The organism is Streptomyces sp. NPDC055966, assembly GCF_042269865.1.
In the GTDB taxonomy this organism is placed as follows: domain Bacteria; phylum Actinomycetota; class Actinomycetes; order Streptomycetales; family Streptomycetaceae; genus Streptomyces.
Genome location: NZ_JBHJYK010000031.1, coordinates 1 through 22,112 on the forward strand (window position 1 = coordinate 1; position 22,112 = coordinate 22,112).

The 22,112-nt window shown below is 69.4% G+C and carries 40 protein-coding genes; 24 read left to right on the plus strand and 16 right to left on the minus strand.

The window, feature by feature from the left end; genetic code table 11:
• The 21 genes from ACFC8N_RS42500 to ACFC8N_RS42600 all read left to right on the plus strand — a co-directional run.
• A partial coding sequence (locus ACFC8N_RS42500; RefSeq protein ID WP_376294988.1) for a hypothetical protein occupies nt 1-311 on the plus strand: 311 nt, incomplete at its 5' end.
• 236 nt (nt 312-547) lie between these two features.
• Nucleotides 548-1,096 carry a hypothetical protein gene (locus ACFC8N_RS42505; RefSeq protein WP_376294990.1) on the plus strand — a complete coding sequence of 183 codons (549 nt, stop codon included), beginning with the start codon at nt 548-550 and terminating at the stop codon, nt 1,094-1,096.
• 132 nt (nt 1,097-1,228) lie between these two features.
• The gene (locus tag ACFC8N_RS42510) at nt 1,229-1,447 is read left to right on the plus strand and encodes a hypothetical protein (protein ID WP_376294991.1); all 219 of its coding nucleotides are present in this window, start codon (nt 1,229-1,231) and stop codon (nt 1,445-1,447) included.
• A 176-nt stretch (nt 1,448-1,623) separates the two neighbouring features.
• On the plus strand, nt 1,624-1,956 hold the full coding sequence (locus ACFC8N_RS42515) for a hypothetical protein (protein ID WP_376294992.1): 333 nt from the start codon (nt 1,624-1,626) through the stop codon (nt 1,954-1,956).
• A 76-nt stretch (nt 1,957-2,032) separates the two neighbouring features.
• Nucleotides 2,033-2,443, plus strand: coding sequence for a hypothetical protein (locus ACFC8N_RS42520; protein ID WP_376294994.1), 411 nt, complete (start codon nt 2,033-2,035; stop codon nt 2,441-2,443).
• A gap of 12 nt (nt 2,444-2,455) precedes the next feature.
• Complete coding sequence (locus ACFC8N_RS42525; protein WP_376294995.1) at nt 2,456-2,974, plus strand: hypothetical protein; 519 nt, start codon at nt 2,456-2,458, stop codon at nt 2,972-2,974.
• 114 nt (nt 2,975-3,088) lie between these two features.
• On the plus strand, nt 3,089-3,739 hold the full coding sequence (locus ACFC8N_RS42530) for a hypothetical protein (RefSeq protein ID WP_376294997.1): 651 nt from the start codon (nt 3,089-3,091) through the stop codon (nt 3,737-3,739).
• The gene (locus ACFC8N_RS42535; RefSeq protein ID WP_376294998.1) at nt 3,736-4,164 is read left to right on the plus strand and encodes a hypothetical protein; all 429 of its coding nucleotides are present in this window, start codon (nt 3,736-3,738) and stop codon (nt 4,162-4,164) included. The genes ACFC8N_RS42530 and ACFC8N_RS42535 overlap by 4 nt, the downstream gene beginning before the upstream one ends.
• Nucleotides 4,157-4,381, plus strand: coding sequence for a hypothetical protein (locus ACFC8N_RS42540; protein ID WP_376295000.1), 225 nt, complete (start codon nt 4,157-4,159; stop codon nt 4,379-4,381). The genes ACFC8N_RS42535 and ACFC8N_RS42540 overlap by 8 nt, the downstream gene beginning before the upstream one ends.
• A 214-nt stretch (nt 4,382-4,595) precedes the next feature.
• Nucleotides 4,596-5,111 carry a RusA family crossover junction endodeoxyribonuclease gene (locus tag ACFC8N_RS42545; RefSeq protein ID WP_376295001.1) on the plus strand — a complete coding sequence of 172 codons (516 nt, stop codon included), beginning with the start codon at nt 4,596-4,598 and terminating at the stop codon, nt 5,109-5,111.
• Nucleotides 5,108-5,554 carry a WhiB family transcriptional regulator gene (locus ACFC8N_RS42550; RefSeq protein WP_376295002.1) on the plus strand — a complete coding sequence of 149 codons (447 nt, stop codon included), beginning with the start codon at nt 5,108-5,110 and terminating at the stop codon, nt 5,552-5,554. Before ACFC8N_RS42545 ends, ACFC8N_RS42550 begins: the two co-directional genes overlap by 4 nt.
• Entirely contained in the window at nt 5,551-6,363 is an 813-nt protein-coding gene (locus ACFC8N_RS42555; RefSeq protein WP_376295003.1) for a hypothetical protein, read from the plus strand. The genes ACFC8N_RS42550 and ACFC8N_RS42555 overlap by 4 nt, the downstream gene beginning before the upstream one ends.
• A complete protein-coding gene (ssb, locus tag ACFC8N_RS42560) occupies nt 6,360-6,854 on the plus strand; it encodes a single-stranded DNA-binding protein (RefSeq protein ID WP_376295005.1) in 495 nt (164 codons plus the stop codon). Before ACFC8N_RS42555 ends, ssb begins: the two co-directional genes overlap by 4 nt.
• A gap of 144 nt (nt 6,855-6,998) precedes the next feature.
• Nucleotides 6,999-7,568 (plus strand): hypothetical protein, encoded by a 570-nt coding sequence (locus ACFC8N_RS42565; RefSeq protein WP_376295006.1) that lies wholly within the window; start codon nt 6,999-7,001, stop codon nt 7,566-7,568.
• 108 nt (nt 7,569-7,676) lie between these two features.
• Nucleotides 7,677-8,153, plus strand: a complete 477-nt coding sequence (locus tag ACFC8N_RS42570) for a hypothetical protein (RefSeq protein ID WP_376295007.1) — start codon at nt 7,677-7,679, stop codon at nt 8,151-8,153.
• Nucleotides 8,150-8,689, plus strand: a complete 540-nt coding sequence (locus tag ACFC8N_RS42575; RefSeq protein WP_376295008.1) for a hypothetical protein — start codon at nt 8,150-8,152, stop codon at nt 8,687-8,689. Before ACFC8N_RS42570 ends, ACFC8N_RS42575 begins: the two co-directional genes overlap by 4 nt.
• Entirely contained in the window at nt 8,686-9,039 is a 354-nt protein-coding gene (locus ACFC8N_RS42580) for a LuxR C-terminal-related transcriptional regulator (RefSeq protein ID WP_376295010.1), read from the plus strand. The genes ACFC8N_RS42575 and ACFC8N_RS42580 overlap by 4 nt, the downstream gene beginning before the upstream one ends.
• Nucleotides 9,040-9,144: 105 nt before the next feature.
• Nucleotides 9,145-9,387 carry a hypothetical protein gene (locus ACFC8N_RS42585; protein ID WP_376295012.1) on the plus strand — a complete coding sequence of 81 codons (243 nt, stop codon included), beginning with the start codon at nt 9,145-9,147 and terminating at the stop codon, nt 9,385-9,387.
• Between the two features lie 199 nt (nt 9,388-9,586).
• The gene (locus ACFC8N_RS42590; RefSeq protein WP_376295013.1) at nt 9,587-10,030 is read left to right on the plus strand and encodes a hypothetical protein; all 444 of its coding nucleotides are present in this window, start codon (nt 9,587-9,589) and stop codon (nt 10,028-10,030) included.
• Nucleotides 10,027-10,644 carry a nuclease-related domain-containing protein gene (locus tag ACFC8N_RS42595; RefSeq protein ID WP_376295014.1) on the plus strand — a complete coding sequence of 206 codons (618 nt, stop codon included), beginning with the start codon at nt 10,027-10,029 and terminating at the stop codon, nt 10,642-10,644. Before ACFC8N_RS42590 ends, ACFC8N_RS42595 begins: the two co-directional genes overlap by 4 nt.
• Before the next feature lie 78 nt (nt 10,645-10,722).
• Nucleotides 10,723-11,067, plus strand: a complete 345-nt coding sequence (locus ACFC8N_RS42600; protein ID WP_376295015.1) for a DUF6233 domain-containing protein — start codon at nt 10,723-10,725, stop codon at nt 11,065-11,067.
• Nucleotides 11,068-11,216: 149 nt separating this feature from the next.
• On the opposite strand, the gene ACFC8N_RS42605 is transcribed toward ACFC8N_RS42600, so the two are convergent.
• Nucleotides 11,217-11,432, minus strand: coding sequence for a hypothetical protein (locus ACFC8N_RS42605; RefSeq protein ID WP_376295016.1), 216 nt, complete (start codon nt 11,430-11,432; stop codon nt 11,217-11,219).
• Nucleotides 11,433-11,853: 421 nt separating this feature from the next.
• On the opposite strand from ACFC8N_RS42605, the gene ACFC8N_RS42610 reads away from it, so the two are divergent.
• Nucleotides 11,854-12,798 (plus strand): hypothetical protein, encoded by a 945-nt coding sequence (locus ACFC8N_RS42610; protein WP_376295017.1) that lies wholly within the window; start codon nt 11,854-11,856, stop codon nt 12,796-12,798.
• A 158-nt stretch (nt 12,799-12,956) separates the two neighbouring features.
• Here the strand turns inward: ACFC8N_RS42610 and ACFC8N_RS42615 are convergent, their stop codons facing one another.
• From ACFC8N_RS42615 to ACFC8N_RS42670, 12 genes are all read right to left on the minus strand, one after another.
• Nucleotides 12,957-14,345, minus strand: coding sequence for a hypothetical protein (locus ACFC8N_RS42615; protein WP_376295018.1), 1,389 nt, complete (start codon nt 14,343-14,345; stop codon nt 12,957-12,959).
• A gap of 80 nt (nt 14,346-14,425) precedes the next feature.
• Complete coding sequence (locus tag ACFC8N_RS42620; protein ID WP_376295020.1) at nt 14,426-14,662, minus strand: hypothetical protein; 237 nt, start codon at nt 14,660-14,662, stop codon at nt 14,426-14,428.
• Between the two features lie 72 nt (nt 14,663-14,734).
• A complete protein-coding gene (locus ACFC8N_RS42625; RefSeq protein ID WP_376295021.1) occupies nt 14,735-15,106 on the minus strand; it encodes a hypothetical protein in 372 nt (123 codons plus the stop codon).
• A 10-nt stretch (nt 15,107-15,116) separates the two neighbouring features.
• Nucleotides 15,117-15,575 (minus strand): hypothetical protein, encoded by a 459-nt coding sequence (locus ACFC8N_RS42630; protein WP_376295023.1) that lies wholly within the window; start codon nt 15,573-15,575, stop codon nt 15,117-15,119.
• 37 nt (nt 15,576-15,612) lie between these two features.
• Nucleotides 15,613-15,936, minus strand: coding sequence for a hypothetical protein (locus ACFC8N_RS42635; RefSeq protein WP_376295025.1), 324 nt, complete (start codon nt 15,934-15,936; stop codon nt 15,613-15,615).
• A gap of 46 nt (nt 15,937-15,982) precedes the next feature.
• On the minus strand, nt 15,983-16,204 hold the full coding sequence (locus ACFC8N_RS42640) for a hypothetical protein (RefSeq protein ID WP_376295026.1): 222 nt from the start codon (nt 16,202-16,204) through the stop codon (nt 15,983-15,985).
• Between the two features lie 16 nt (nt 16,205-16,220).
• Nucleotides 16,221-16,457: a hypothetical protein gene (locus tag ACFC8N_RS42645; protein ID WP_376295028.1), complete on the minus strand. Its 237-nt coding sequence runs from the start codon at nt 16,455-16,457 to the stop codon at nt 16,221-16,223.
• A gap of 14 nt (nt 16,458-16,471) precedes the next feature.
• The gene (locus tag ACFC8N_RS42650; RefSeq protein ID WP_376295030.1) at nt 16,472-16,705 is read right to left on the minus strand and encodes a hypothetical protein; all 234 of its coding nucleotides are present in this window, start codon (nt 16,703-16,705) and stop codon (nt 16,472-16,474) included.
• Between the two features lie 37 nt (nt 16,706-16,742).
• A complete protein-coding gene (locus tag ACFC8N_RS42655; protein WP_376295031.1) occupies nt 16,743-17,057 on the minus strand; it encodes a MazG-like family protein in 315 nt (104 codons plus the stop codon).
• Nucleotides 17,058-17,059: 2 nt separating this feature from the next.
• On the minus strand, nt 17,060-17,617 hold the full coding sequence (locus ACFC8N_RS42660; RefSeq protein ID WP_376295033.1) for a hypothetical protein: 558 nt from the start codon (nt 17,615-17,617) through the stop codon (nt 17,060-17,062).
• Between the two features lie 220 nt (nt 17,618-17,837).
• Nucleotides 17,838-18,224 carry a hypothetical protein gene (locus ACFC8N_RS42665; protein ID WP_376295034.1) on the minus strand — a complete coding sequence of 129 codons (387 nt, stop codon included), beginning with the start codon at nt 18,222-18,224 and terminating at the stop codon, nt 17,838-17,840.
• Between the two features lie 61 nt (nt 18,225-18,285).
• Nucleotides 18,286-18,837 carry a hypothetical protein gene (locus ACFC8N_RS42670; protein WP_376295035.1) on the minus strand — a complete coding sequence of 184 codons (552 nt, stop codon included), beginning with the start codon at nt 18,835-18,837 and terminating at the stop codon, nt 18,286-18,288.
• A gap of 172 nt (nt 18,838-19,009) precedes the next feature.
• Between ACFC8N_RS42670 and ACFC8N_RS42675 the strand changes: the two genes are divergently transcribed.
• Entirely contained in the window at nt 19,010-19,237 is a 228-nt protein-coding gene (locus tag ACFC8N_RS42675) for a hypothetical protein (RefSeq protein WP_376295036.1), read from the plus strand.
• Nucleotides 19,238-19,239: 2 nt separating this feature from the next.
• Here ACFC8N_RS42675 and ACFC8N_RS42680 read toward each other — a convergent pair whose 3' ends face one another.
• The gene (locus tag ACFC8N_RS42680) at nt 19,240-19,533 is read right to left on the minus strand and encodes a hypothetical protein (protein WP_376295038.1); all 294 of its coding nucleotides are present in this window, start codon (nt 19,531-19,533) and stop codon (nt 19,240-19,242) included.
• Between the two features lie 141 nt (nt 19,534-19,674).
• On the opposite strand from ACFC8N_RS42680, the gene ACFC8N_RS42685 reads away from it, so the two are divergent.
• Complete coding sequence (locus tag ACFC8N_RS42685) at nt 19,675-19,845, plus strand: hypothetical protein (RefSeq protein WP_376295039.1); 171 nt, start codon at nt 19,675-19,677, stop codon at nt 19,843-19,845.
• Nucleotides 19,846-19,887: 42 nt separating this feature from the next.
• Here ACFC8N_RS42685 and ACFC8N_RS42690 read toward each other — a convergent pair whose 3' ends face one another.
• Together ACFC8N_RS42690 and ACFC8N_RS42695 are read right to left on the minus strand one after the other, a co-directional pair.
• Complete coding sequence (locus tag ACFC8N_RS42690) at nt 19,888-20,796, minus strand: replicative DNA helicase (protein ID WP_376295041.1); 909 nt, start codon at nt 20,794-20,796, stop codon at nt 19,888-19,890.
• 8 nt (nt 20,797-20,804) lie between these two features.
• Complete coding sequence (locus ACFC8N_RS42695; RefSeq protein ID WP_376295042.1) at nt 20,805-21,941, minus strand: hypothetical protein; 1,137 nt, start codon at nt 21,939-21,941, stop codon at nt 20,805-20,807.
• Nucleotides 21,942-22,112 lie beyond the last annotated feature (171 nt).

Below are 22,112 nucleotides of genomic sequence, written 5' to 3' on the forward strand. Positions count from 1 at the left end.
AGCGCCGCCGCGGTGGCGCGCTTCAGGCGGCCCAGGGACGGTGGACGATGGCGACACCACCCGGGGCCGCCCCCGACGACGCCGGACGGACGGCGCTCGAGCGGTTCGCCGAGGACATCGAGATCTCCCTCAACGAGATCCACCAGAGCCTCACCGACGAGGACACCGCGGCCGTGTTCGTCCGGACCCTTCAGATCTGCGCGCGGGCGCTTGAGGGTTCGCGCGCGACCGGGCTGATCGACCAGGCTCAGCTAGAGGAGTTGCTGGCGGTCATACACGGTATGGAGCAGGCTCCGCGGCTGCTGGCCTGAACAAGTTGTCTGCATATGCCGGGGGTTCTTGTCGTTTGCTCGATCCAGCTCGGTCAATCTTCACACACAGACAGTTGATCGTTTCTTACAGCCCGTTCACCGGGGGCCACTTGCGTGCCATCATGGGGCGTCCGGATTCACCCGGAGTGACATCATCCGGCCTCCGGCGCGCGCCCCTGCACCATGAGTGAGGACGTCCCGCGCCCAGGGGCCGCCTAGGGGACGGGGACACGCCCATGGGCAACACGGACGACACCGACGGCGATGGCGCAGCAGCCCGCCTCCACCACCTCCAGCAGTACTACCGCGAGCACCCCGTCACAGGCCCCGCCGAAGGGCATCGGACGACCGTTCACTCGGGAGCCCCGCTCAGCCTCGCCACCCTCGACCACGTCACCGCCTCCGTCCGCGAGGTGGCCGAGCACACGTACGCCGTGAATCCCGGCGCCGGCCCGATCCCCGAGTCGGTCGCCGCGGTGTACGACTGGTGCCACGCGCATACCGAGCACGCCCCCGAGACCGTGCGGGCGCGAGGGGAGGTGATCGAGTTCCGGCAGTTTCTCGAGCACGCCATCCGGGCCGGTGACCACGCCGTCGTCCGCAAGCAGCGCTGCCCGAAGTGCCGTACGTGGGGGCTGATGTGGCAGCAGCAGATGCAGCGCGCGGTGTGCACCAACACCGACTGTGTCGACAGGGACGGCTTCTCCCGGACGTTCGACCTGGCGCGGCTGGCATACGAGCACGTGGCGGCTCGTAAAAATCTTCGTCAGGCGAGTGCAACCTGATGCGTCACGCGAGAGTCGTACATATCATCACCTACAACTGAACACACTTTCACCACAAGTGGACCACTAGTGATCCACCCCGTCTCGGCCGCCGGAGCTGCGAACGATGGCCGCCGATCTGGGAGGCCAGCGTTGGCCGCAAGTCTCATCAGCCCGATCGTTCCGTTCAACGAGATCAGTCTCGGTGACGCGTCCGCGCTCTTCGCGGAGACCGATCACCCCATCGCTGTGCGCACTCTCCAGCGCCAGTGCAAGGCGCGTGGCGTGCCCCTCACCCGGCATGGCCGCGCCGACCACGCGTCGTGGACGGATCTGCTGAAGGTCCACGCCGCCTGGGTCGACGGGCGCTGACCGCCGGCATGTAGGCCCCACCGCCTCTTAGGGAGCAGGCGGGAGGGGCCCTTTTCATGCCCGGACTCGCAGAAGCATTGCAATGCAATGTGTTCAGGGGTACGGTGGAACACAGATAAGGCAACCAGCCCCTCACCAGGGCTAGTTCCACCTCTCATCCCTTCCCGGAGCCCGCCATGGCCGTGATGACGCACGCCTACAACCAGGCCGAAGCCGACTACCGCAGCCTCAACCAGGCCGACCAAGAGCGCTTCGACCGCGTCATGGAACTCGCCGACGACAACCGGGACAACGGCGAATACCTCGCCCTGATGCTCGCCGCAGCCGCCATCGCCGGTCTGCGCATCCCCTACGGCGGCCACATCCGCAAGTGCGCCTGCTCCTGCTGGTGCCCCGTCATCTTCGACCCGGAGCACCCGGACGCCCACGTCATCGAGGAGTCCGACGGCTTCAACCTCGGCCGCCACCAGTGCCCGACCTGCGCCGACCGGCACCGCGAAACCGCCTAACCCATCACAAGCCTCCCGGGCCTCGCATGACAACCGCACTGCGTGGCCCGGGTGTTCAACCCCAGGGGAGAACTCGATGCGCAACCCCATCAGCACCCTCCAGGACGCGGCCGCCGTCATCAACACCGACGGCCTCTACCGCGGCGGCCTCTGCTGGCGAGGCGATCTCGATCACCTCACCATCGCCGCCCACATCTACGCCCGCGCCGAGTGGGGCCTGCCCGACGAGTTCTTCACCGACCCGGATGCGGCCCTGCGCCTCATCCAGTGCAGCGCCGGGACCATGGCCGCGATCCGCGCTCTCTCCGACTCCCTCTACACCACGGCGCCGGAGGTGGAGATCGTCCCGGGCCTGTACGTCGCGGACCACATCCGGCACGTCACCAAGTGGGCCGCCGACACGACCACCACCAGTGAGGTCATCGGCCGGCTCCTGTCCGCCGCCAATGCCCTCGCCATCCAGACCCCCATCGCCCCCGCCGCCTGAAAGGGCAACGCTATGAGCCTCAAGACTTACGAAGCGCCTGCGTCCAGCCCGTTCGCGAAGAACCCCTTCTACGCTCTCGGCGTCGCCGACGCCTACGACGAGCACCAGAACGGCGAGAACGTCCACAACCTGGTGCGCCGCGCCGACGAGATGCTGGACGCCGCTCCCACCGGCCTTGTCCCCGCGAACCTCTACGTCTGCGGCTACGCCAACACTGTCCACGGCATCCTCAACGGCCACATCGCGCAGATCAACGCCCAGTCCGAGGTCGCCCACCAGTGGCTCGACCACGCCCAGGGGAGGGCACCGGTAGCCGTCCCCGTTGCCGCGCCGACGCTTGATCTCACGAGGTCGGACAGCGAGACCACGCACGTCTTCTGCTGCAACCCCGACCTCGCGCTTTGCGGCTCCGACGTCAGCGACACCCCCGTCGTACCGGCCGGTGTCGGCGACGACTGCGTCGTCTGCCTCGACCTTGAGCAGCAGCCGTGCCCCCACTGCGAGTTCAACCCCGACGAGGCGACCGAGTGACCTGGCCCGACGGCATCGCCATCGCCGTCGGCGTCACCACCCTCTACCTCCTCACCCACACCCCCCACCCCACACGGAGCACCACCCAGACCCAACCCAGGACGGAGGCCGACCATGGCCACCACCCGCACCGCCAAGAAGACCACCCCGCCCCAGCGCGACGCCGCCGCCAAGAAGACGGCACCGGCACCCGGCAAGGCCCCCGCGAAGAAGACAGCGGCCCGCAAGCCGGCCGCTAAGAAGGCGCTCTCCGTCAAGCCCGAGCAGGTCAACCGGCAGACCGCCGTCGACCTTCGCAAGCCCCTCCCCGTCCGCCGGCGGGTGTTCGTAGGCCCCATGGGCGCCACCGAGCAGGCCGCCATACGCGCCGCCCTCGCCGCCGCCAAGGCCCAACTCCCGGTCCCCGTCCGCTCCTGGGAAGGGCCCATCGCCCGCCTGGCCGACGGCACCGTCCTCACCCACAGCCCGGCCCACGCCACCACCGACCAGCAACCGACCTTCCACGCCGCGATCCGCTGCCCCCACGGTGCCGTCCACGTCCGCACCATCCACACCGCCCGGGAACTGGACCACGCCCGCGCCCTCACCGCCCAGTGCAAGCAGCGCACCGACAAGGCGCCCGAACTGGCAGCCCCAAACCCGGCCGTACGCGCCCTCGGCGACGCCCTCACCCACGCCACCAGCGCGACCGACGACACCCAGCCGATCCCCGTCCTCCCCGCCCGCGCCGACGACGAAGAAGCGAAGGAGCACCCCGAGCCGTGACCACCGATCAGGCCAGCAGCCTCACTGACGTTGCAGTCGGCGCCCTCAACCAGCTCTGCCCGGCCGCCGCCATGGCGATCGCCCTCCAGGGCGACCCGGAGGAGATCCTCCAGCACGTCATCGAAGCCGTCCTTGCTGAAGCCGCCGCGCAGCAGCAGAAGAAGACAGACGCCCGCGTCGCCGAGCTGGAATCGATCGTTGGGAACGCCTACAAGCTCACCAGCGCATGGCTCCGAACTGCCGGACGACACCACTCCGTCAGCTCCCTCGAAACCGTCAAGAACGACCCGCTGAAGGCTGGCATCCAAGAGGGCTGCGCCAACCAGTACAGCGACTGTGCCAACGAACTGCGGGACGTCCTGAACGGCGAGGACCCGAACAACTTCGACCACAGCGTCGGCAGCGAGGTGGGCGTCGATGCCTGAGAACGACCAGGCCTACGTCGACACGCTCGCCGGTCAGCTGTGCACCCGGCACACCGCGCTGCTGGCCACCGCCGAGAGCGACCTCGCCGTCCTGCGAAGCCAGATCGCCCTCACGGTCGCGTTCATCCACGACCCGGCCTACGACCGTGACGCCCGCATCGCCCTCGCACAGCGCCTCGGCCTCCCCGAACCCACCCCGCCCCGCGGACAGACGTGAACAGCTACCTCCGCGCCTGCCACGGCAAAACCCGCTTCTCCACCCGATCCCTCGCACGGCGAAGAGCCCGCCAGATACGCCGTATCGGCGGGCCACGACTCCACCCCTACACCTGCGAATTCTGTGGCCTCACCCATCTCGGCCACGCACCCGGCAACGCCACCCACCTCCGACGCGGCCGCTTCGGCCCCATACCCGTCCAGGAGTACCCCGCATGAGCATCACCGCCCCCGCCGCCCTACAGGCGTATGAGTGGGAGGACGCGCCCCGGCTCACCGTCGCCGTACACGGCCTCCCGGGACCGCAGGGCAGCAAGTCCCCTGTGGGATGGGGACGCAGCCGCAAGACCGGCAAGGCCATCCCCCTCATGCGGGAATCCTCCAAGAAGGTCAAGCCGTGGCGCGACAAGGTCTCCGAGGCGATCACCGCAGCGATCCTCCGCGGCGACGCCCAGGCCCTCGCCGGCCCCGTCCGAGCCGACGTCACCTTCACCCTTCCCAAGCCCGGCAACGCCCCCAAGCGCCGCCGCACCTACCCGGCCGTCAGCCCGGACATCGACAAGCTCGAACGCTCGACCTACGACGCCATCAGCACCGCCAGGGCCTGGGAGGACGACGGCCGCGTCATCGAGTCCCACAGCCGCAAGGTCTACCCCGGCGAGCACCCCGAAGCCCTCTCCGAGCCCGGCGCGATCATCCGCCTCTACACCCTCACCGGAGCCACCTCATGACCACCGCTATCCGCCGCGCCCCGACACGGGCCGCGCACACCGAGGACTGGCGGGCGTACGCCGCGTGCGCGACCGTCGACCCCGACCTTCACTTCCCGATCCCGCACACGAACGGCTGGAAGAAGCAGACCACACAGGCCAAGGCCATCTGCGCGCGCTGCCCGTCCAGGACGGCCTGCCTGGAGTGGGCAATCGCTACCGCGGAGCCGGAGGGGATCTGGGGCGGCAAGTCCGTGGCCGAGCGCCGGAAGCTCCGCGATCAGCCGGAGTCGCAGACGGAACGCTGCATGAACCAGCAGGCGTGGATCGAGAAGCAGGTGGCGGCTGGTATGCCGCAGCGGGAGATCGCGCGCCGTCTGGGTGTGGAGCGGGCGACGTTGTGCCGTGCGCTGGCCCGGTTCGAGGCGGAGCGGGTGGCCGCGGAAGGGGTGCGGGCGTCATGAGCAATCTTACTGCACAGCAGCGCGGCGACCTTGCCGAGCAGATGCTTCCCGTGGCCGCCCATCTGGCGGTCCTCGTCCACGGTGACGGGGGCCCCGAGGACGTCGCCGACGTCCTGGCGGGCCTCGACGGCAAGCAGAAGGACGCCCTGCTGGTCGTCCTGGCCGGCCTCGTCGACCCGGAGCAGCCGGTGGGAAAAGCACTGGGCTGGCTTGACTTCAACGAGCACGGCAGCCTGACGGTGCCGTCGTGGTCCGAGCAGCGTTCGGTACGCGACCTCGCCCCCGAACCCGCCGACGGCCTGGATGACGACTACGTGGACCAGGTCGCCGTCACCAAGTTCGTCCGCGGCTTCCGCGTCGACAGCCTCACCGATGCCGAGTTCCTGGCCGCGGTACAGCAGTGCGTCGTCCAGGGGATGACGCTGTCGGATGTTGACGTGCTGAGGAAGTGGCCGCGCCGCACGGCCGAGAACTGGGTGAACCGGCTGAGGAAGCAGTACCAGCGCAGCGGCCGAGCCTTCCCGTCCCTGGCCAAGCCGACCATGAAGCAGTTCACCGAGGCCGACATCGTTGCGATCCGGGAGCGGTCGGCCGAGGGGGCTACCGACCTTGAGCTGGCGATGTCGTTCGACACGAACCGGGAGACGGTCCGGGCGATCTGCCGTGGGCAGCGGTACACGCAGTACGGGGGCCCGATCCGGGAGAAGCGCAGCGCGAAGGGCCTGCAGGCGTCCCGGGAGCACATGTGCGGTCATGCCGACAACTCGCAGGCTGGCCGACGCAATCTGACGATGGAGGAAGCGGCATGAGTCTGCCGACCTTGAACGGAACTGCCCGACTCATCGACACTCCTGAGCTGCGTTTTTCAGCGCAGGGTACTGCGGTCGTGAAGGTGCGCCTGGCGTTCAACGCCCGCAAGAAGGACGACAGTGGCCAGTGGGTCGACGGCGACTCCTTCTTCGTCGACGGCAAGGCGTTCGACAAGCACGCCGAGCGAATCGCGGAGTCGCTGGAGAAGGGGATGGAGGTGGTCGTGTCGGGCCGGCTGAAAACCGATCAATGGACGAACCGCGAGGGGGAGAAGCGGTCGGGGCCGTCGCTGCTGATCGACTCGATAGGGCCGTCGCTCCGCTTCGCTACGGCCCGGGTGGAGAAGGCCGGGGCGGGTGGTGGCCAGCAGGCGTATCAGCAGGCGCGTGCCCAGTCGTCGCGTGAGGGTCGGGAAGACCCGTGGGCGACGTCGGGCGCGGCGGCTGGCGGGCAGGCAGCAGGGGCGTGGGACTCAGAACCTCCTTTCTGACGTGCTCTGCTGCGGGGTTGAGGGGTCTGGCCTGGTGGCTGGGCCCCTTTTCTCATCCCGCCACCGCGAACGCATTGCAATGCAATGCTTTGACGGGTACGGTGAATACATCAAGCCCCACCACCTCGCTTCAGGGGGACACCCATGTTCGAACTCCGCCTCCTCGACCCCAACGGCTACAGCGTCCCCGGCGGGACCCGCATCGCGGACTACGCCGTCCAGATCCCCGGCATCAAGGCGCAGCTGCTCAACGAGGACGCCCCCCGGCACGCGGCCACGACCGGTGTCGGCTACGACCCCCGCGCTTACGAGGTGAAGGAAGGCCCCGCCCCGCAGCGCGCCGCCACCGTCGACGACATCGTCACCCGGCTCACCGGCACCAGCTACGACTGGACGGCCGTGGACGCGCTCGGTTGGGGCATGGGCCTCGCGCAGCTGAACATCGACGAGGCCGTGCAGGAAGCCGAGGAGGAGGGCCGGATCGTCTCCGAGGTCCGCCGCGGCAAGAAGATGGTCCGCCTCGCGCCGACGTACACCCTCGCCTATGACACGGAGCGAGGGTGCCAGAAGCGCACCGAGCTGCGAGCTCGCCAGGTGGAGACCATCGGCCGGGTGGTGTTCAGCCTGGCCAACCGCGGCAAGGCCTGGGACATCGCCGTCCTCGACGAGAACGGCCAGGACGTAACCGACGAGTTCACCTGCTTCCAGGACTGACCGCCAGGCCTCTTCACCCCCTTCGGGGAGGCCTCCCCGGGGCCGTGCAGCCGTCGCCCCCTTGACCGCTGCACGGCCCCACCCCATCCCGCACTGTGAGGAAGCCCCATGGCAAACCTGGCCCTGCACCCTGACGCGCTCACCGCGAAGTGTCTGACGCTGAAGCACTGGCTTGCCTGCAGTGCCGATCGGCCCGAGAAGCTGCGGAACTGGCAGACCACCCGCGGTGAGGACGGCCGGCTGTACCTGTCCGCCGAACTGCGCGGCCCGAACCCGGCCGGCGCCTTGCGGGCGTTCATGGGTCGGCAGGCGCTGTTCCTGTCCTTGCGGGTGGAGCCGTCTGTGGAGTCGTCCGCGGACGACGCGATGCCGTACCTGGACTTTTCGACGCCGGGCCGTACGGCGGGGGTGTGGCGGCTGTCCGGGGTGTGGGTGGAGGTCTGGTACCCGGAGACTCCCGACGCCGCTCCCCGGCCCGTACAGCGGCCGCCGCAGGCCGTCACCGTGCCGTCCCGGCAAGGGCTCGGCGCCCGACTCCCGCAAGGCCGACGCAACAAGACCCTGAAGGAGACCAACCCCGCATGACCATCCGTAACGTGTACCTGGACTGCGAGTTCCTGCCCGCCGACCCGACTACCGCGGGTCTCGTCTCCATCGGTCTCACCGACGACCGGGGCGTGGAGTTTTACGGCGTGAACGCCGAGATGGACATCGCCGCGGTGACCGCGGTGCCGTGGATGGTCGAGAACGTGTGGTCGTCCCTGCCGACCGTGCACGCCCCGGGCGCCTTCCAGGCGCTCAACCTCCTCCACGAGGACGTTCTCACCATCGCGGGCATCCGGGCTGGCGTGGCCCGCTACTTCGCGGACACGGACGCTGACACCACGCACCTGTGGGCCTGGTACGGCGGACAGGACATCTGCCGTCTGCACTCCCTGTGGGACAACGACTGGTCGGTCATGCCGGACCAGATCCCGCGCTGGTTCAACGAGCTGGAGACGCTGCGCTGGCAGGCCGGGAACCCGGAGATGCCGGAGCAGCCGGCCGGGCTGCACAACGCGCTGGCCGACGCCCGGCACAACCGGACCATGCACCAGTTCCTGCTGGGACGCACCGCATGACCGCCCCGGTTCAGGTGGGCCCGTCGCCTCAAGGTGGCGGGCCTGTCCCGTCCGCGCACCACATGCGTGTCTATCCGCGCACCCTGGCCGCGCCGCCGCGGACCAGCCTCACGGGCCGGCAGATACAGATCCTGCGCCTCGCTGCGAACGGCAACACCAACCGGGCCATCGGTAGGGAGTTGGGGATCAGCGAGGAGTCGGTGAAGACCCACATGCAGGGCATCCTGCGGAAGCTGCGGGTGGGGGATCGGGCGCAGGCGGTGGCTGTGGCGCTCCGTCTCGAGGTGTTGAAGCTCGAGGAGATCGCCATCCCGAGGGGTGCGAACTACGACTGCCGTCACGATGCGTAGCCGACTTCTGTGTTGGGTCTCCTCCCACAGCGGGGTGGAGACCCCTACCGGCCGGTAGAACACGTCGTCTCGTCACTCCTCGTCACATCACGCCCGGGAGGGCCAATGCTCCGCACCTACCTGTCTCTCATCGTCTCCGCTGCCCTGTACACCGTGCTCGGGGTCGGCCTCGGTCTGCTGTGGTGGGCGGTGACGGGCCGGACGGACATGCCGTTGTGGCTGCTCGTCGTCCTCGTCGGTGTCGTCACGGGGATATCCAGCGTGGCCGAGCACGTCCTGCACACCCGTCGGGTCCGGCGTCGGAGGCAGGCGGCGCTGGCCCGGCACGGGAAGCCGGCCGAGCGATGACGATCCGTATCAACTGCCCCGTATGCGACCAGCGGGTGGCGATGTCCGCCAACGGGCGTCTGTCCCGGCACGGAAGCCCACCCTGCGTGAAGTCGGGCAAGCCGGTGGGCCGGATCTGGCCCAGATGGTTCAGGGGCCGCCGGGTGCGCGTCATCGGCGGCCCCGACACCTGGAACCCCAACACCCTTGAAGGAGTGACATGAGCGAAGCCGCAGTGCCGCGTGTGGAGGCATTCACGCGCTTTTTGCTGGACTGCGTGAAGAACACGCCGAACGTGACTCGGGTGCAGACGCTGCAGGAAGCTGGCGTTGCCTGCTACCCGTACGGTCTCGCCATCCAGTTGGCGGATTCGGAGGTTCGGTGGCAGGTCACCTGGCAGCTGGCGGACGGTGAGAGGCACGGTCATCCCGCCGCCGAGGTTGATGGGGAGCCTGCTGCGTGGGAGGAGACGGATGTTCAGGATGGCGGGGAGGAGTGGCTGGCTGCGGTGATCGGCCGGTCCCGGTCGCCGCGGGTTGCGCGGGTGGATCGGTGGTCGACGCGGGATGCGGACAGGCCTGATCGGGTGGGTGTGACTGTGTTCTTCCATAACGGTGCGCGTGCGTTCGTACGGTTCCTCGGCTATTCCGGTGGTGCACGGTGAGCGCCGCGGGCGGGTCGGCGGCCCGGTGGGGTCAAGAGCAGCGTGCAGCCACGCGCAAGGGCCTGTGGCGGCGTCTCACCGCGGCCCTCGGCGTGAACCCGGCGGCGCGACGCGCGGACGCCAGGGCGGCCGACTGTGACGCCGGCGCGGTCGGCGAGCAGCGCACCGCCGCTCTGTTACGGCCCCTCGAGGAAGCGGGCTGGTTGGTGTTACATGACCGGTCGATTCCCGGTGCCCGGTCCGCGAACGCCGACCACGTCGGGGTGTCTCCCGGCGCCCAGGTCTTCCTGGTGGAGTCGAAGTTGTGGTCGGCGAAGTGGCCGGTGTACGAGCGGGGCGGGACGCTGTGGCACGGGAACGCCGACCGCAGCCAGTCGGTACGCAGCGTGCTGTACGAGACGGATCTTGTGGCCCGCGCGGTCGGGGCGCCGGTGCAGCCGGTGATCGTCATGCACAACGCCCCAGTGCCCGGGAAAGGGTTCTTCGTGCGGGGCGTGCCGGTGGTGCCGGCCGGTCGGCTGGTGGAGGTGCTGGTGGGGAACGACGGGCCGCAAGACCCGGTTTCCGCATCGGCGCTTGCTCGGAGGGCTGCCGCCGTACTCTTGCCGCATTGACCCGCGAAGGGGATGGGCCCGCTACCTGGTGCGATGCCGGGTGGCGGGCCCTTTTCTCATGCCCGTAGACTCGCAAATATGTTCGATGACCTGCCTCCCGATCTTGAGCGTCTGGAGACGCTGCGTACCTGGCATGCCATGTGGGTGGAGCGGATCGACGCGCGGATCCGGCAGGTGCGGGAGCGGGAGGAGCAGCAGACGCGGGCGGCGGCCGCCACGGAGGAGCGGGCCCCGGACTGGCTGATCGAGTACGGGCTGAACAGGGACGCCGTCCCGAACGCTGTGCACGTTGGCGGGTGCCGGATGGCGGGGAAGCGGTCGAAGCCGACGGACTCGGACACAGCACGGCGCGCGCTCGCGGGCGGGGTGCCGGCGTGCTCGTTCTGCCGGCCGGACACCGAGCTGGGTTACCTGGACGGCTGACGTGCGACCGCCCTCATCTCGACGGGGGATGCGGGACAAGGGCGGACAACGCCAGTGTGGCACGAGGCGCCGACAAGATCCCGGTGGCGTGCCGTCTGGGCTGGGCTGCTTCCCCTTGAGCCGCGACCAGACGGCACGCGGTCAGGGTGTCAGCCCCAGGCGGTGTCCGTCAGGGGCACGGAGCTGGTGATGCTGTCGACGGTGGAGGAGGCGGGGAGGCTGCCCCATCCGGTGTCGCCGGCGGGTGCGCCCCATCCGGTGTCGTCTTGTGGGGTGGCAACGATGTCCGTGGCGGTGAGGCCGGCGGTGGCGATGGCGGCGGTGAGTGTGAGGCCGGCGAGGAGCCGTCGCAGCGGCGTCTTCATGGGCGGGTCTCCCTCTGAGTTTGTTCTGAATTCGGGCATGCGTGTGGGGCGTCTCCCGATTCTCGTTACTGCGGCTCCTGCTGCGAATCCCTTGGCCCTTGCAAGTTCATGGTGCTGGCAGTTGTTGCATGGGGTGGGGGAGGAGCGTTGGTACGAGCGTCGGGGGACGCCCCGGACTCACCTTGTCGTACGCTCGTTGATGTCTCAATGGCTTGTGTCTGCGGGTGCTCGCGGTGCGGGAAACCGCAGTTGATCTAAGGGTTGTTGACGGGGGATCTGATCGTTGGCCATACATTTGACTGAGGGTGATAGCGGGGAGTGCTTGTCGGCTGCTGCAACCCGGCTGTATGGGGCAATCGCCCGCCAGGAATGGGATGTCGCCGACCAGCTTCAAGCCCAGCATCCGGCCGCGCGAGAGGAATTGACGGCATGGGGTCTGATCACCTCCGACGCGAGTGGCCGGCCGGTCGCGTGCGACCCGGACAAAGCCCTGCAGCGCAAGCTCGAAGAGGAACTGGAGACCGCCCGCCGGCGCGTTGACCGCATGTCCCGGATGCCGGGCCTCTCCCGGGACCTCGGCCGTGACTTCCACGCCGCCCAGCTCCGCATCCCGGGCGGCACGTCCGTCTACATGGACGACCCGGTCATCGTGAACGCCCGGCTCCAGGAGGTTGTAGGTGACGCGCGCAGGGAGATCCTTGCCGCGCAGCCCGGCGGCCCCCGCTCGCGGGAGATCCTGGAGACAGCCGTCACCCGGGATGCCGCCGCCCTCGACCGGGGCGTCGCACTGCGCACCATCTACCGGGACACGGTCCGGGACCACACGGTGACCGGCGAGTACGCGCGCACCATGTCCGCCCGCACGACGGGCCGGCCCGCGCAGTACCGGACGCTGGTCGGCGCGTTCGAGCGGATGATCCTGGTGGACCGCCAGTACGCGTTCGTCTCCGACCACATCGTCGCCGGATCGCCGGCCCACTCCGCGTGGCTGGTCACCGACCCGGCGGTCGTCGCGATGCTGGCCGGCGTGTACGAGGTGATGTGGCGGCGCGCCCAGCCCTGGTCGGGCGAACTGCGGCCATCGCGGGGGCGGCAGGCCCGGGAGACCGTGGCCGACGACGGCGTCCGCACCACCGTGCAGCAGCGCGAGGTGATGCGCATGCTGTGCTCCGGGGTCTCGCAGGCGGTGACCGCCCGGAAGATCGGCGTCTCGAAGCGAAAGCTGGAAGAGCAGATCGCCGCGTTGAAGGCGCTGTGGGGGGTGCGGACGCTGAACGAGCTGATCTTCCAGTACGCGTTGTCCCCGGACCGCATGGTCGACGACAGCGCCAGCACGGACACCGCAGTGCAGCACCCGGCTGCATAGCCGCTGCACGGCGCCCAGAGAAGCGCTTCAGCCCTCCAGCGACGTGGTTCGCGCTGGAGGGCTGTTCGTGTCTGTCGCGGCCGTGCAGCCGCCCTCTCGGCCCCGCCACGCCCCCGCCACGCCCCGGCCGCCCGCACGCAGCAGCCGGGGCAGACGGGTCAGGCTGACGGTGGCGCTTCGGTCGGTGTCTCCCACACCACGCGGCTGCCGTTCGGCATCACCTCGGCGAGGTGCTTGTCGGCGTGCAGCCATTCGTGGTTCGGCGGCAGCACGCACGAGTGCTGGCCGTCCGGGGACGGCATGGCGCAGCGCGGTTGGCGCTCGTGGACGCATTCGCCGTCGTGCGGGATCGGGAGAACGCAGCGGCCGTAGATGATGTCGGTGTGGGCGCAGCGGCTCGTCTCCTCGCCGTCGGCTGCCGCGGCCTGCTGCTCGGCGGCGCTGGTGCGGGCACGGCGGAGCAGCTCGTCGAGCGCGCCCCTCGTGCCCGGGTAGCCCTTGGCGATGACGAAGTTCCGCAGGTGCTCGGTCGGCATCTCGGTCTCGCAGGTGATCCCGCAGTACGTGTGGTCACCGCGGGCGTGGTCGCGTTCGGTCGCCTCGCGGTCGGCGCGTTCCTCATCGGTCTCGGCTGCCGCGGCCTGCTGCACCACAGGGGCGGGCACGTGCGGGTCATCGCTGCCAGGCGGCCTGTGCCCGGCGGGCTTGGCGCATCGACCGCCGCCCTCGAACTCCACGTCACACTGCGGGGCCCCGCTCGGGTTCCAGCCGTCCAGCGCCGCCGCGATCCGCTTGGCCACCGCACCACGGGTGATCGAGTCGTCAGGCGAGGTGAGGTCCGTCTCCTCGGCAAGCCGGTCGTGCAACTGCCGGACGCGTTCGATAGCCGCCTCGGCCTGCTCGACGCGTTCGAAGTGCTTGAGGTGGCGGACGGTGCCGAGAATGTCCACGCCACACGCCTTGCCGATCACGCGGAGGCTGGAGTGCGGGATGTACGTGCCGCGCTCGCTGACCTCCCACTGGCCGACGGCGCGGCGGTAGGCGGCGAGTTCGGACTCCAGGCGCTGCTTCTCGTAGTTGAGGCGCTGGTTCGTAGCCCGCGCGGTGGCCAGGTCGTCGGGCGCCTCGGGCTGCTGTGTCCCGGTGTCGTGCGCCTCGACGGCCAGACGGCGCAGCGAGTCGAGTGCGGCCTGATCTTCGTGGGTGAACCCGTCGTCGACCCAGATCCGTTCCTGCGCCTGGTCGAGGGCGTAGGTCAGCATCGTGCGCTCGGCTTCGGTCAGGACGGCGGCTCGGTCCGTCGGCGGGGACACCACGGCAGCCACCACGGCGGCGATGTTCCGCGGGTCGTCGACGGTGACGCTCGCGCACTCGTCGGTGCCGCAGCCCTCCCACACGGCGTGGGCGATGGCTTCCATCAGCGGGTCGCCGTCGATCCACACGGCCTGATGGACGGGCGGCCGCGGGCTGACGTCGTGGCCGAGCGCCTCGCGGATCTCCCGCATGGTCATCGCACGACCGGTGCGCTCAGGGTCGCTCTGGTTCATGGTCACTCCAGGTGTGAAAGGGTTCGGGGTGCCCGGCCGGCCTCCTGGCTCCAACAGGAGGCCGGCCGCGGCGTTGGTGGTCACGCGCGGCGGCTTAGTGCCGCGTCACGGGCGTCGTCGTGGGCGGGGTCCGAGGCGGTGCAGGCGATACGTCCGCGTCCGAGGTCGGTCCACTCGTTGTCGTCGACGGCCGCCTGGGCGTCCCGCCGGGTGCCGTAGTTCGGCGTGTACTCGATCTCGCTGTCGGTGCCGAACCGCATCGGCTGCTGGCAGACGTCGCAGACGGCGATGTAGCGGTGGATCTTCTTGATGGGCATCGGGGTCTCCTTCAGGTTGGGTTGGTGGACGGCCGATTCAGGCGGCCAGCCGTGGCGTTGGAGGTCACGGGGTCAGACAGCGGGCTCGCGGAGCGCCGCTTCGAGGTCGGCGCGGCTGATACGCCCGGGCGTGGCGAGCAGCCCGCGGATCCGCTTGTGCCGGTCGTCCATCTCGCGGATCGCTTGGAGTGGCGGCATTTGCCGAGTGCTCGCCTGCAGCTCCTCGGCTTGCCGCTGGTACTCGGCCGCGTTCCACTCGGCCAGCCGCAGGCGGCGCATCAGCTCCCGCAGGGGGACGCCTGCGTAGTTGGCCGCGTAGAACCGCAGCTCGTCGTCGCTGGCCTGAGTGAGGGACGTGTCGCCTGCGGGGAAGTCGGCGTCCTCTGGTTCGGGCCACAGGACGATCCGGGACCTGGCCGTCGGGGTGGGCTGGTCAGTTGTCACGGCTGGCTCCTCAGACGGCGGCGGACCGGGCGGCGGGGTTGAGCGCGCGCCGGACTTCGGCGACCCACTCGGGGACCGGGAGCGGGTGCTCCCAGCGGGTGGCCTGCTTCTCGGCGGCGTCGCACAGAGCTGTGACGCCGGCCATCTGCTGCCGGAGCTTGTCGACCTTGGCTGCCGGGGTGATCAGGTCGAGGGCGTTCTCCCACGGGCAGTTCATCGAGGAGTGCTCGCCGATGACCTCCTCCGGGGCGACCGCGTAGGCGAGCTTGTCGGCCATGTCGTGCAGGCGGTCGCGGTCGTCGATGGTCTCGCCGTGCCGGTGCTCTTCCTTGGCCAGTTCGGCGCGGAGGCGGCGGACTTCGGCGACGAGCGCGGCGGCGGTGCCCGGGTCGATGTCGGCGCCGATCGCGGCGGCGTTGCGGACGACGGCTTCGATGGCGTCAAGGTCGAGCTGGTCGGTGCTGGTCATGGGGTCCTCCGGTGTGGTGGCAGGGATGTGGCGGCGGTCACGCGGTGGGCTGGGTGAGGGCGCGGGCGACGGTCTCGGCGTGGTTGCTGCCACACCAGGCGCATTCGCCTCCGCTGCGTTCGGCGGGTTCGTGCATGGCGAGGCAGCCGAGCCAGTCAGCGAGAGCGAGGCCGACGGTGGGCGGGAGAACAGCGACGTAGTCGGAGCTGACGCCGCCAAAGCCGTTGACGTGGCCGTCCCGCCAGGCGCGGGCAGGCTCGTAGGGCTTCCAGTAGTCGGCGGTCTCCAGATCGTGCTGCGCGGTCTCAGCGAGGGCGCGGAGCTTCTCGGCTGCTTCAGCGAGGGCGGCGGTGTCGGTCATGTGGTGTCTCCGTGGTTAGGCGGCTGTGCGGCTGGGGGGTGGGCGCTCAGAGTCCGGCGATGACGCGGGCGGCGTCGTGGTCGGAGGCGTGGCCGTGCTCTCCGGCCCAGTCGGCGACGTCGAGGGGCCAGCGCTTGTCGTGGTAGCCGATGACGACGACCGCGCCTTCCTGGCGGACGGTGTGGACGGTGTCGCCGGGGCGGGTGGCTTCTTCGATGACGGCGGCGGCGTGGGTTTCGTCGAGGCAGACGAGTCGGGTTTCGGGCACGGGGTGCTCCTGTGGGTCAGATTGAGTCGAGCGAGGGCTGGTGGAAGAAGAGATCGAGCTCTGTCTGTCCGGGCAGTGCGTCGGCTGCGGGCGGCACCTTGGCGGGCTTGGACCGGCGGCCGACCGTGCTGCGGCGTGGCTTGCCCGGGGTGAGGCCGCGCTTGCGGGCGCAGGTCGGGCCGTACCCGGTGGGGGACGGGCGTTTCAGGGCCCGGTGGCAGCCCAGGCACTCCAGGCCTGCGGCTGGGGTCATCGGTGTCTCCGTGGTCAGGCGGCTTCGTCGTAGTCGTACGGCTCCGTGTGAGCCCATGAGGGCACGTGCCGGCGGGCGGGGGCGGTCGGTCGTCGGATGCCGCGGCGGGTGGTAGGGGCGAACAGCGGGGCTGCGGCGAGTCCGACCACGGCGACGGTGAATGCGAGGGCGAAGGCGAGCATCTCCACCCACGCGAACGCGGCGGTGATGATGCTGGTGAACGTGGTGGCGGCGTCGTGGAGGATCACGCGGGGCTCCAGATGGTGAGTTGGCCGTCCATGGGCATCAGACGTTCACCCGGTCTGCGATCTTCGCGAGCTTGGCGTCCAGGAAGGTGTCGGGCTTGTCCGTGATGGAGGTGAGGGCGACCGCTGCGGTGACGATGACGTCGACCAGTTCTTCGGCGACCTGGTCGAGGGTGTGGGTGGTGCCCTTGCGAGGGTTCTGCCCGGTGTAGCCGATCCAGGCCTGGGCGACTTCACCGTTCTCCTCACTGAGCTTGAGGAGGCGCAGGCCGATCTCCTGTTGGCTGCGGCCGTTTTGCCGGTCGAGCCAGGAGACGAGGCGGTGGATGGTGGCCCATTGGTCGTTGCTCAGCATGGTCAGGACTCCTTCGGTTGCCAGAGGGGGCAGTGCAGGACGGGGAACCGGTACTCCTCGTATTCGGGTCCGTCGGGGTGGATGCAGGATTCGTCGTCGTACGGGCCGGCGTCGTGGTGGTGGGTGCAGGTCTTGCAGCAGCGCAGGCCGGGGTTTTGCCAGCAGCGGGTCATGTGGTCGGTGACCTGGCGGGCGTCGGCGCGGGTGAAGCGGCGGCACAGCGGGCACTGGTGCCGGCTGACGATGACGGGCGCGGGCAGGTCGACCAGGGGGCGTTCGTGGTCGGCGGGCTTGCGGGTGATCCGGTAGGCCTCGTGCAGGTTGCCCGCGGCCTGCACGGTGTCGACGGGCCCGAACGGGCCGCTGGTGCTGGGTGTGGAGGCGATGCAGTCGGCGATCTGGTGCGGGTTGTTGAGGCTGTTCCCCTCCTTCGCCGTGAGGTCGAAGACGCTGAGGAGGAGCCGGGCGGTGTCGTAGTCGTTGCGGATCTCGGGTCCGACCTGCTCGGTGAGCCAGTTGGTGAGTTCGGCTTCGGTGAGAATCGCCTGCACGGCGGTCATGGGCGGTGGCCTCCCGGGTGGGTTGGGGGCGTGGGTGTTCAGACTGCCGCTGTTTTGCGGTGGTGTTCCCTCGGCCTCGGGGGCGGGGACTTCAACCCTTCCACCGTACCCGTAGAGACATTGCAATGCAATGCGTTCACGTGGTCAGGGTGCACCCGGGCATGCGAAAGGGCGGGCACCACACGGCACCCGCCCCGGCCCCAACCCCGTCAGGCGGCCACTACACCTCCGCCTCATCCTCCCCGTCCGGAAGGTAGCCGCCCAGGTGAGACAAGGAACCCGTCGCTTCCCGCAACGCCCCCTGAATAACAGTGAGGGCCTGCTGCGCGTTCAACAGGGCCCGCAACGCGGCACCGACGCGCTTCGCCACATCAGTGCCGTCGTCCGTACGGACGGCCCCCTTCTCCTCCAGCATCCGCAACCCAGCTCCGAGCTGCTTCAACGCCTGCGGGAGCCGGTCGACGATGAGCGCCACGTTGTGGGCGGTGTCAGAGATCTGCGCGGGCTGCGTCCAGTCGGCCTTGAACGGATGCGTGACGTGGCAGAGCGCCCGGACCTCCTCCGCGGCAGCGTCGGCGATCTGCGCGGGCGTGCGGTTCAGGTCCACGGTGTCCTCCCGGGTGTTGTCGGCGCCGCCCAGTCTTGCAGCAGGCACTGACAGGCGGTCGTTACTCGCCGAACTCCTGCCGCTTCTTGGTCACGTAGTCGGCGAGCAGGTCGTATGCCTCGTACATGGCCTCCGACTCCTTGATGACCTCGGTCTCGTCGAATGTGGAGGACCCGACACCCACCGAGATCTCCGAGGCTGCGGCGAACGCGTGCGCCGCCGTCCGGAGCGCGGCCGCCGCCACGGACATCTGCTGTGAAGCGTGCGGCACCTGCATGATGCCCTGCCGGGCAAACTCCGACAGATCACGCACCTGAGACGCGGTGTTCGCAAGCATCGACGGCAGGTTCCGCTCGTAACCGCCGAACCATCCCTTCTGCACGTCCGTCTGCAGAGGGCCACCGCGCAGGCCCTCCTCCATCTGCGCAACGATCGCCTTCAGCAGACCCACGTACTGAGCGGCGTAACCACGGTCGCCCATGGGGTGCTGCGCTCCGGGCGGCTTGGTGGCCTCAATGCCGACATCGAGGCTATTGATGGCTCGTTTGACCTGTCGGGCCTGAGGGAGCGGGATGGCGTGGGTTCGGGCGCCAGTGGGCTCGCTGTTGTTCATGTCCGGCACGCTACCGCTGGCCACCGACAGGCAGGGCACGAATCCACCCGATGGATGTAGGGACGCTGGTGGGGCTGTTGGCCGGTGTTGAGGCCCGGTGCCGGACGTGAGCGCCCGTGCGCCCACCACGCCCTCTCCACGACCACCGCCCCCACACCGCACCGTCGACCACGTGGGGGATACCTGGGTGCAGGAGTGTGCGGGCCGCGGCGACGGCAGCGGATGCCCGCACGGGGCCGTACTGACCATCGACGCCGGGATCCCGGTGTACCGGTGCGACGACTGCCGGGGCTACTGGGAGCTGGACGAGACGGAACCCGGCCGCCGGCAGGGCGATGATGCTGCGCTGACCCGGCCCATGGGGGACCCGAGAGAGGCCGGGCCGGGAACAGCCGCGTAGACCTACCCCAATGTGTCGTACCGGCGGCCAGGCTCCCGATCTGACGGCCACGGGGCTTTCATCTCGTCCCGCTCGAGATGCCGGCGCCCGGCATCCTGCCGCCGTGTGTGCATCAGCTGTAGCGGGTCCGGCGTGACCGGCGGCCGGCCGACCTTCTCCCGGTCAGCGTTGAAGCTGTCGCTGGCGGCCTGCTTGCGGGGCGCGTTGCAGGGTTCGCCGGGGTCGGCGCCGCAGGCGGGGCAGCGGTGAGCGAGGGCGTACACGTGCAAGGGAGGGAGCGGGCTCTTGTCGGTCATCGGGTCTCCATGGGTTGAGTCGGCCGTGGAGCGTGCCGGGCGGCAGTGTGCACCCGATCCCGGTTCTCACCAAACGGCGTGGTCGTCACCGTCGTCCGCCCCTGCTATCAAGGTGAAAGCGGACAGACTGGGGGAGGCGGCGTGGACTTCGTGTTCGTGTGCGGCTGGTGCGACACCGAATGCGTCGTGTGGGGCGAACCCATCGCCTCCTGGTGGACCCAGAAGTACAGGGTGCCGGATGACTTCGAATGCTGGTGGTGCGGTGGTATCAGCACCAGCCCGGCCCCGCCGTGGACGCCGGCCGACGACTGACGCGCCCCCAGACCCGAAGGCCCAGGGGCGCAGCGTGGTCGGTCAGGTCTGCGCCATGTCGACGAAGCGTCCGTAGTGGAGCTGGTGCGCAACCGTCACCGTGGCCGTGGGCCCGTTCCTGTGCTTGGCCAGGATGAGATCCGCCTCGCCAGCCCGCGGGGATTCCAGATCGTAGGCGTCCTCCCGGTGCAGCATGATCAGAACGTCAGCTGCGAACGTGATGGCGCCCGACTCGCGGAGGTCGTCCAACCTCGGCTTCTTGTCCCACCGCTGTTCGGGGCCGCGGTTCAGGTGGCTGGTGGCCACGATCGGCACGTTCAGCGCGCGGGCGAGGGCCTTCAGATCCCGGACGATGTCCCCCACCTCGCGCTCGCGGAGGTCGCTGCGCTTTTCCGGCCGGATGTCCTGGATGCCGTCGACCGCGACCAGGCGGACACCGTGCTCCTGGACCAGCTCGGTTACCTCGCTCTCGAGCTGCCGCATCGTCAGGCTCGCAGGCGACTTGATCCACAGAGGCGCGGCCGCGATGACGGGGGTGACCCGGGCGAGCCGGGTCCACTCCTCCTCGCGCATCGTGCCGGCGTGCAAGTGCTGCCGGGGCAGACGGCCTTCCGAGGACTTGATGCGGGTGATGAAGTGGGCGCGGCTCTCCTCAAGGGTGTAGGCAGCCGTAGGGACCTGAAGCTTGATCGCTGCGTGCCGACAGAAGTCGGTCAGCAACGTGGTCCTGCCCATTCCCGGCCGTGATGCGATGACCGTGAGCCTGCCACCGATGTGGCCGCCGGTCGCCGAGTCGAGGTCCCTGAAGCCTGTGGAGATGCCCCGAAGACTGTTCGACTGCTGCGGCTTTTCCTGGGACCCGACTGCTTCGACGTCGCCTAGGACTTCGTCGATCAGATCCCGGATCAGGCCCTCGCTGGCGGCCTGGCTGGTGCGCTCGTTGTTGCTCATGGTCCCCCTCATCGGTGTCGGTGCTGGCCGACGGTCATTGCGCGGATGGCACGGTATTCGTTGTTGGGCGGTGCCCATTCGCCCCCGGGGCCGCCAGCGGGCTGGGCGGGCACCCTAGCGGGCTTGGTGGGCGTCTGCGGCCTGGGAGTGACAGGAGACTCCGGAACAGCCTCCCGTGCGGCTTCCTGGGCGCGCTCGGCCCGCTTGTCCACGCCTCGCTGCTCGCAGGAGATGCACGGCAGGCCAGTGTCGACATTCGTCCGCTCGTCGCACCGCGGATCACTGCACTCGGCATCCCGCCGCAGCATGGCCACCAGGACGCCGACCGGCTTCTCGATCGGGCCGGCCTGCTCCAGCGAGCCGTAGTACCGATCCCACTTCGGCGTCAGCCGGTACTCGACCAGCTGTTGCACCGTGCGCCCCGCCGGGCTCTCGAGGTCCGTCGCGGTCAGCACCGCGTTCACCAGCTCCCTAGGAAGCCCCCTCGGCACCAAAGCGGCCAGCGGAGCGGGCAGCGCCTGCACGAAGGCGTCGTACTGACGACGCTGCTCTCGGGAGAAGGCTGGTTTCGTCTTGCCGGACGCGGCGGAGCCGCCACCACGCGAACCCCTACTACCGGAAGAGGCCTGACGGCCGTCCGGAGTCTTCTCCCCACCATTCTCTTCTTCTACTTCTCTCTCATCTTTTACCGCCGCACCCATGCGGCCAGGGGTAGCCGCACTGACGCGGCCAGGGGTAGCCGCATCCATGCGGCCACCCCCCTGAGCTGCCGAACCGCCCCCACGAGCCGCCCGGGCTGCCGCACGCTCAGCTGCCCGCTGGTCCCACAGATGGTGATCCAGCAGCTCGTACTCGCTGGGAAGGCTCAGCTTCGGGTTGTCGGGATCTTCCTGCCGATGAACAAGCAGCAGCCCCCGTTCCTCCAGGCGCTTCGTGGCCCGGTCCACGGTGTCCAAGGACCGCCCGATGCAGGTCGCCAGACGTTTGCGCGTCGGCACGTCCCTTGGGATCCCGTTCAGGTCCACATCAACGACCTCCGGCGACTCCCGAGTGTCCATGTCCACGAAGGACGCGATGGCTGCGTACAGGGCCTTGTCTGTCGGGTCGACGCTGCCGTCCCGGGCCAGATCGAAGTCGAACTTCACCCAGTCCAGACGGCTCCCTCGGCGCGTAGCGCGCGGGACGATCGTCACCGGAAAGCCTCCGCCGTGCGGAGGAACTCACAGGGGCCACCTGTCGGCATGCCCAGGGCTACCGGTACAGTCCTCATAGGAGAACCAATCCAATCCATGCGGATCTTCTGAAGCCAGCGGACG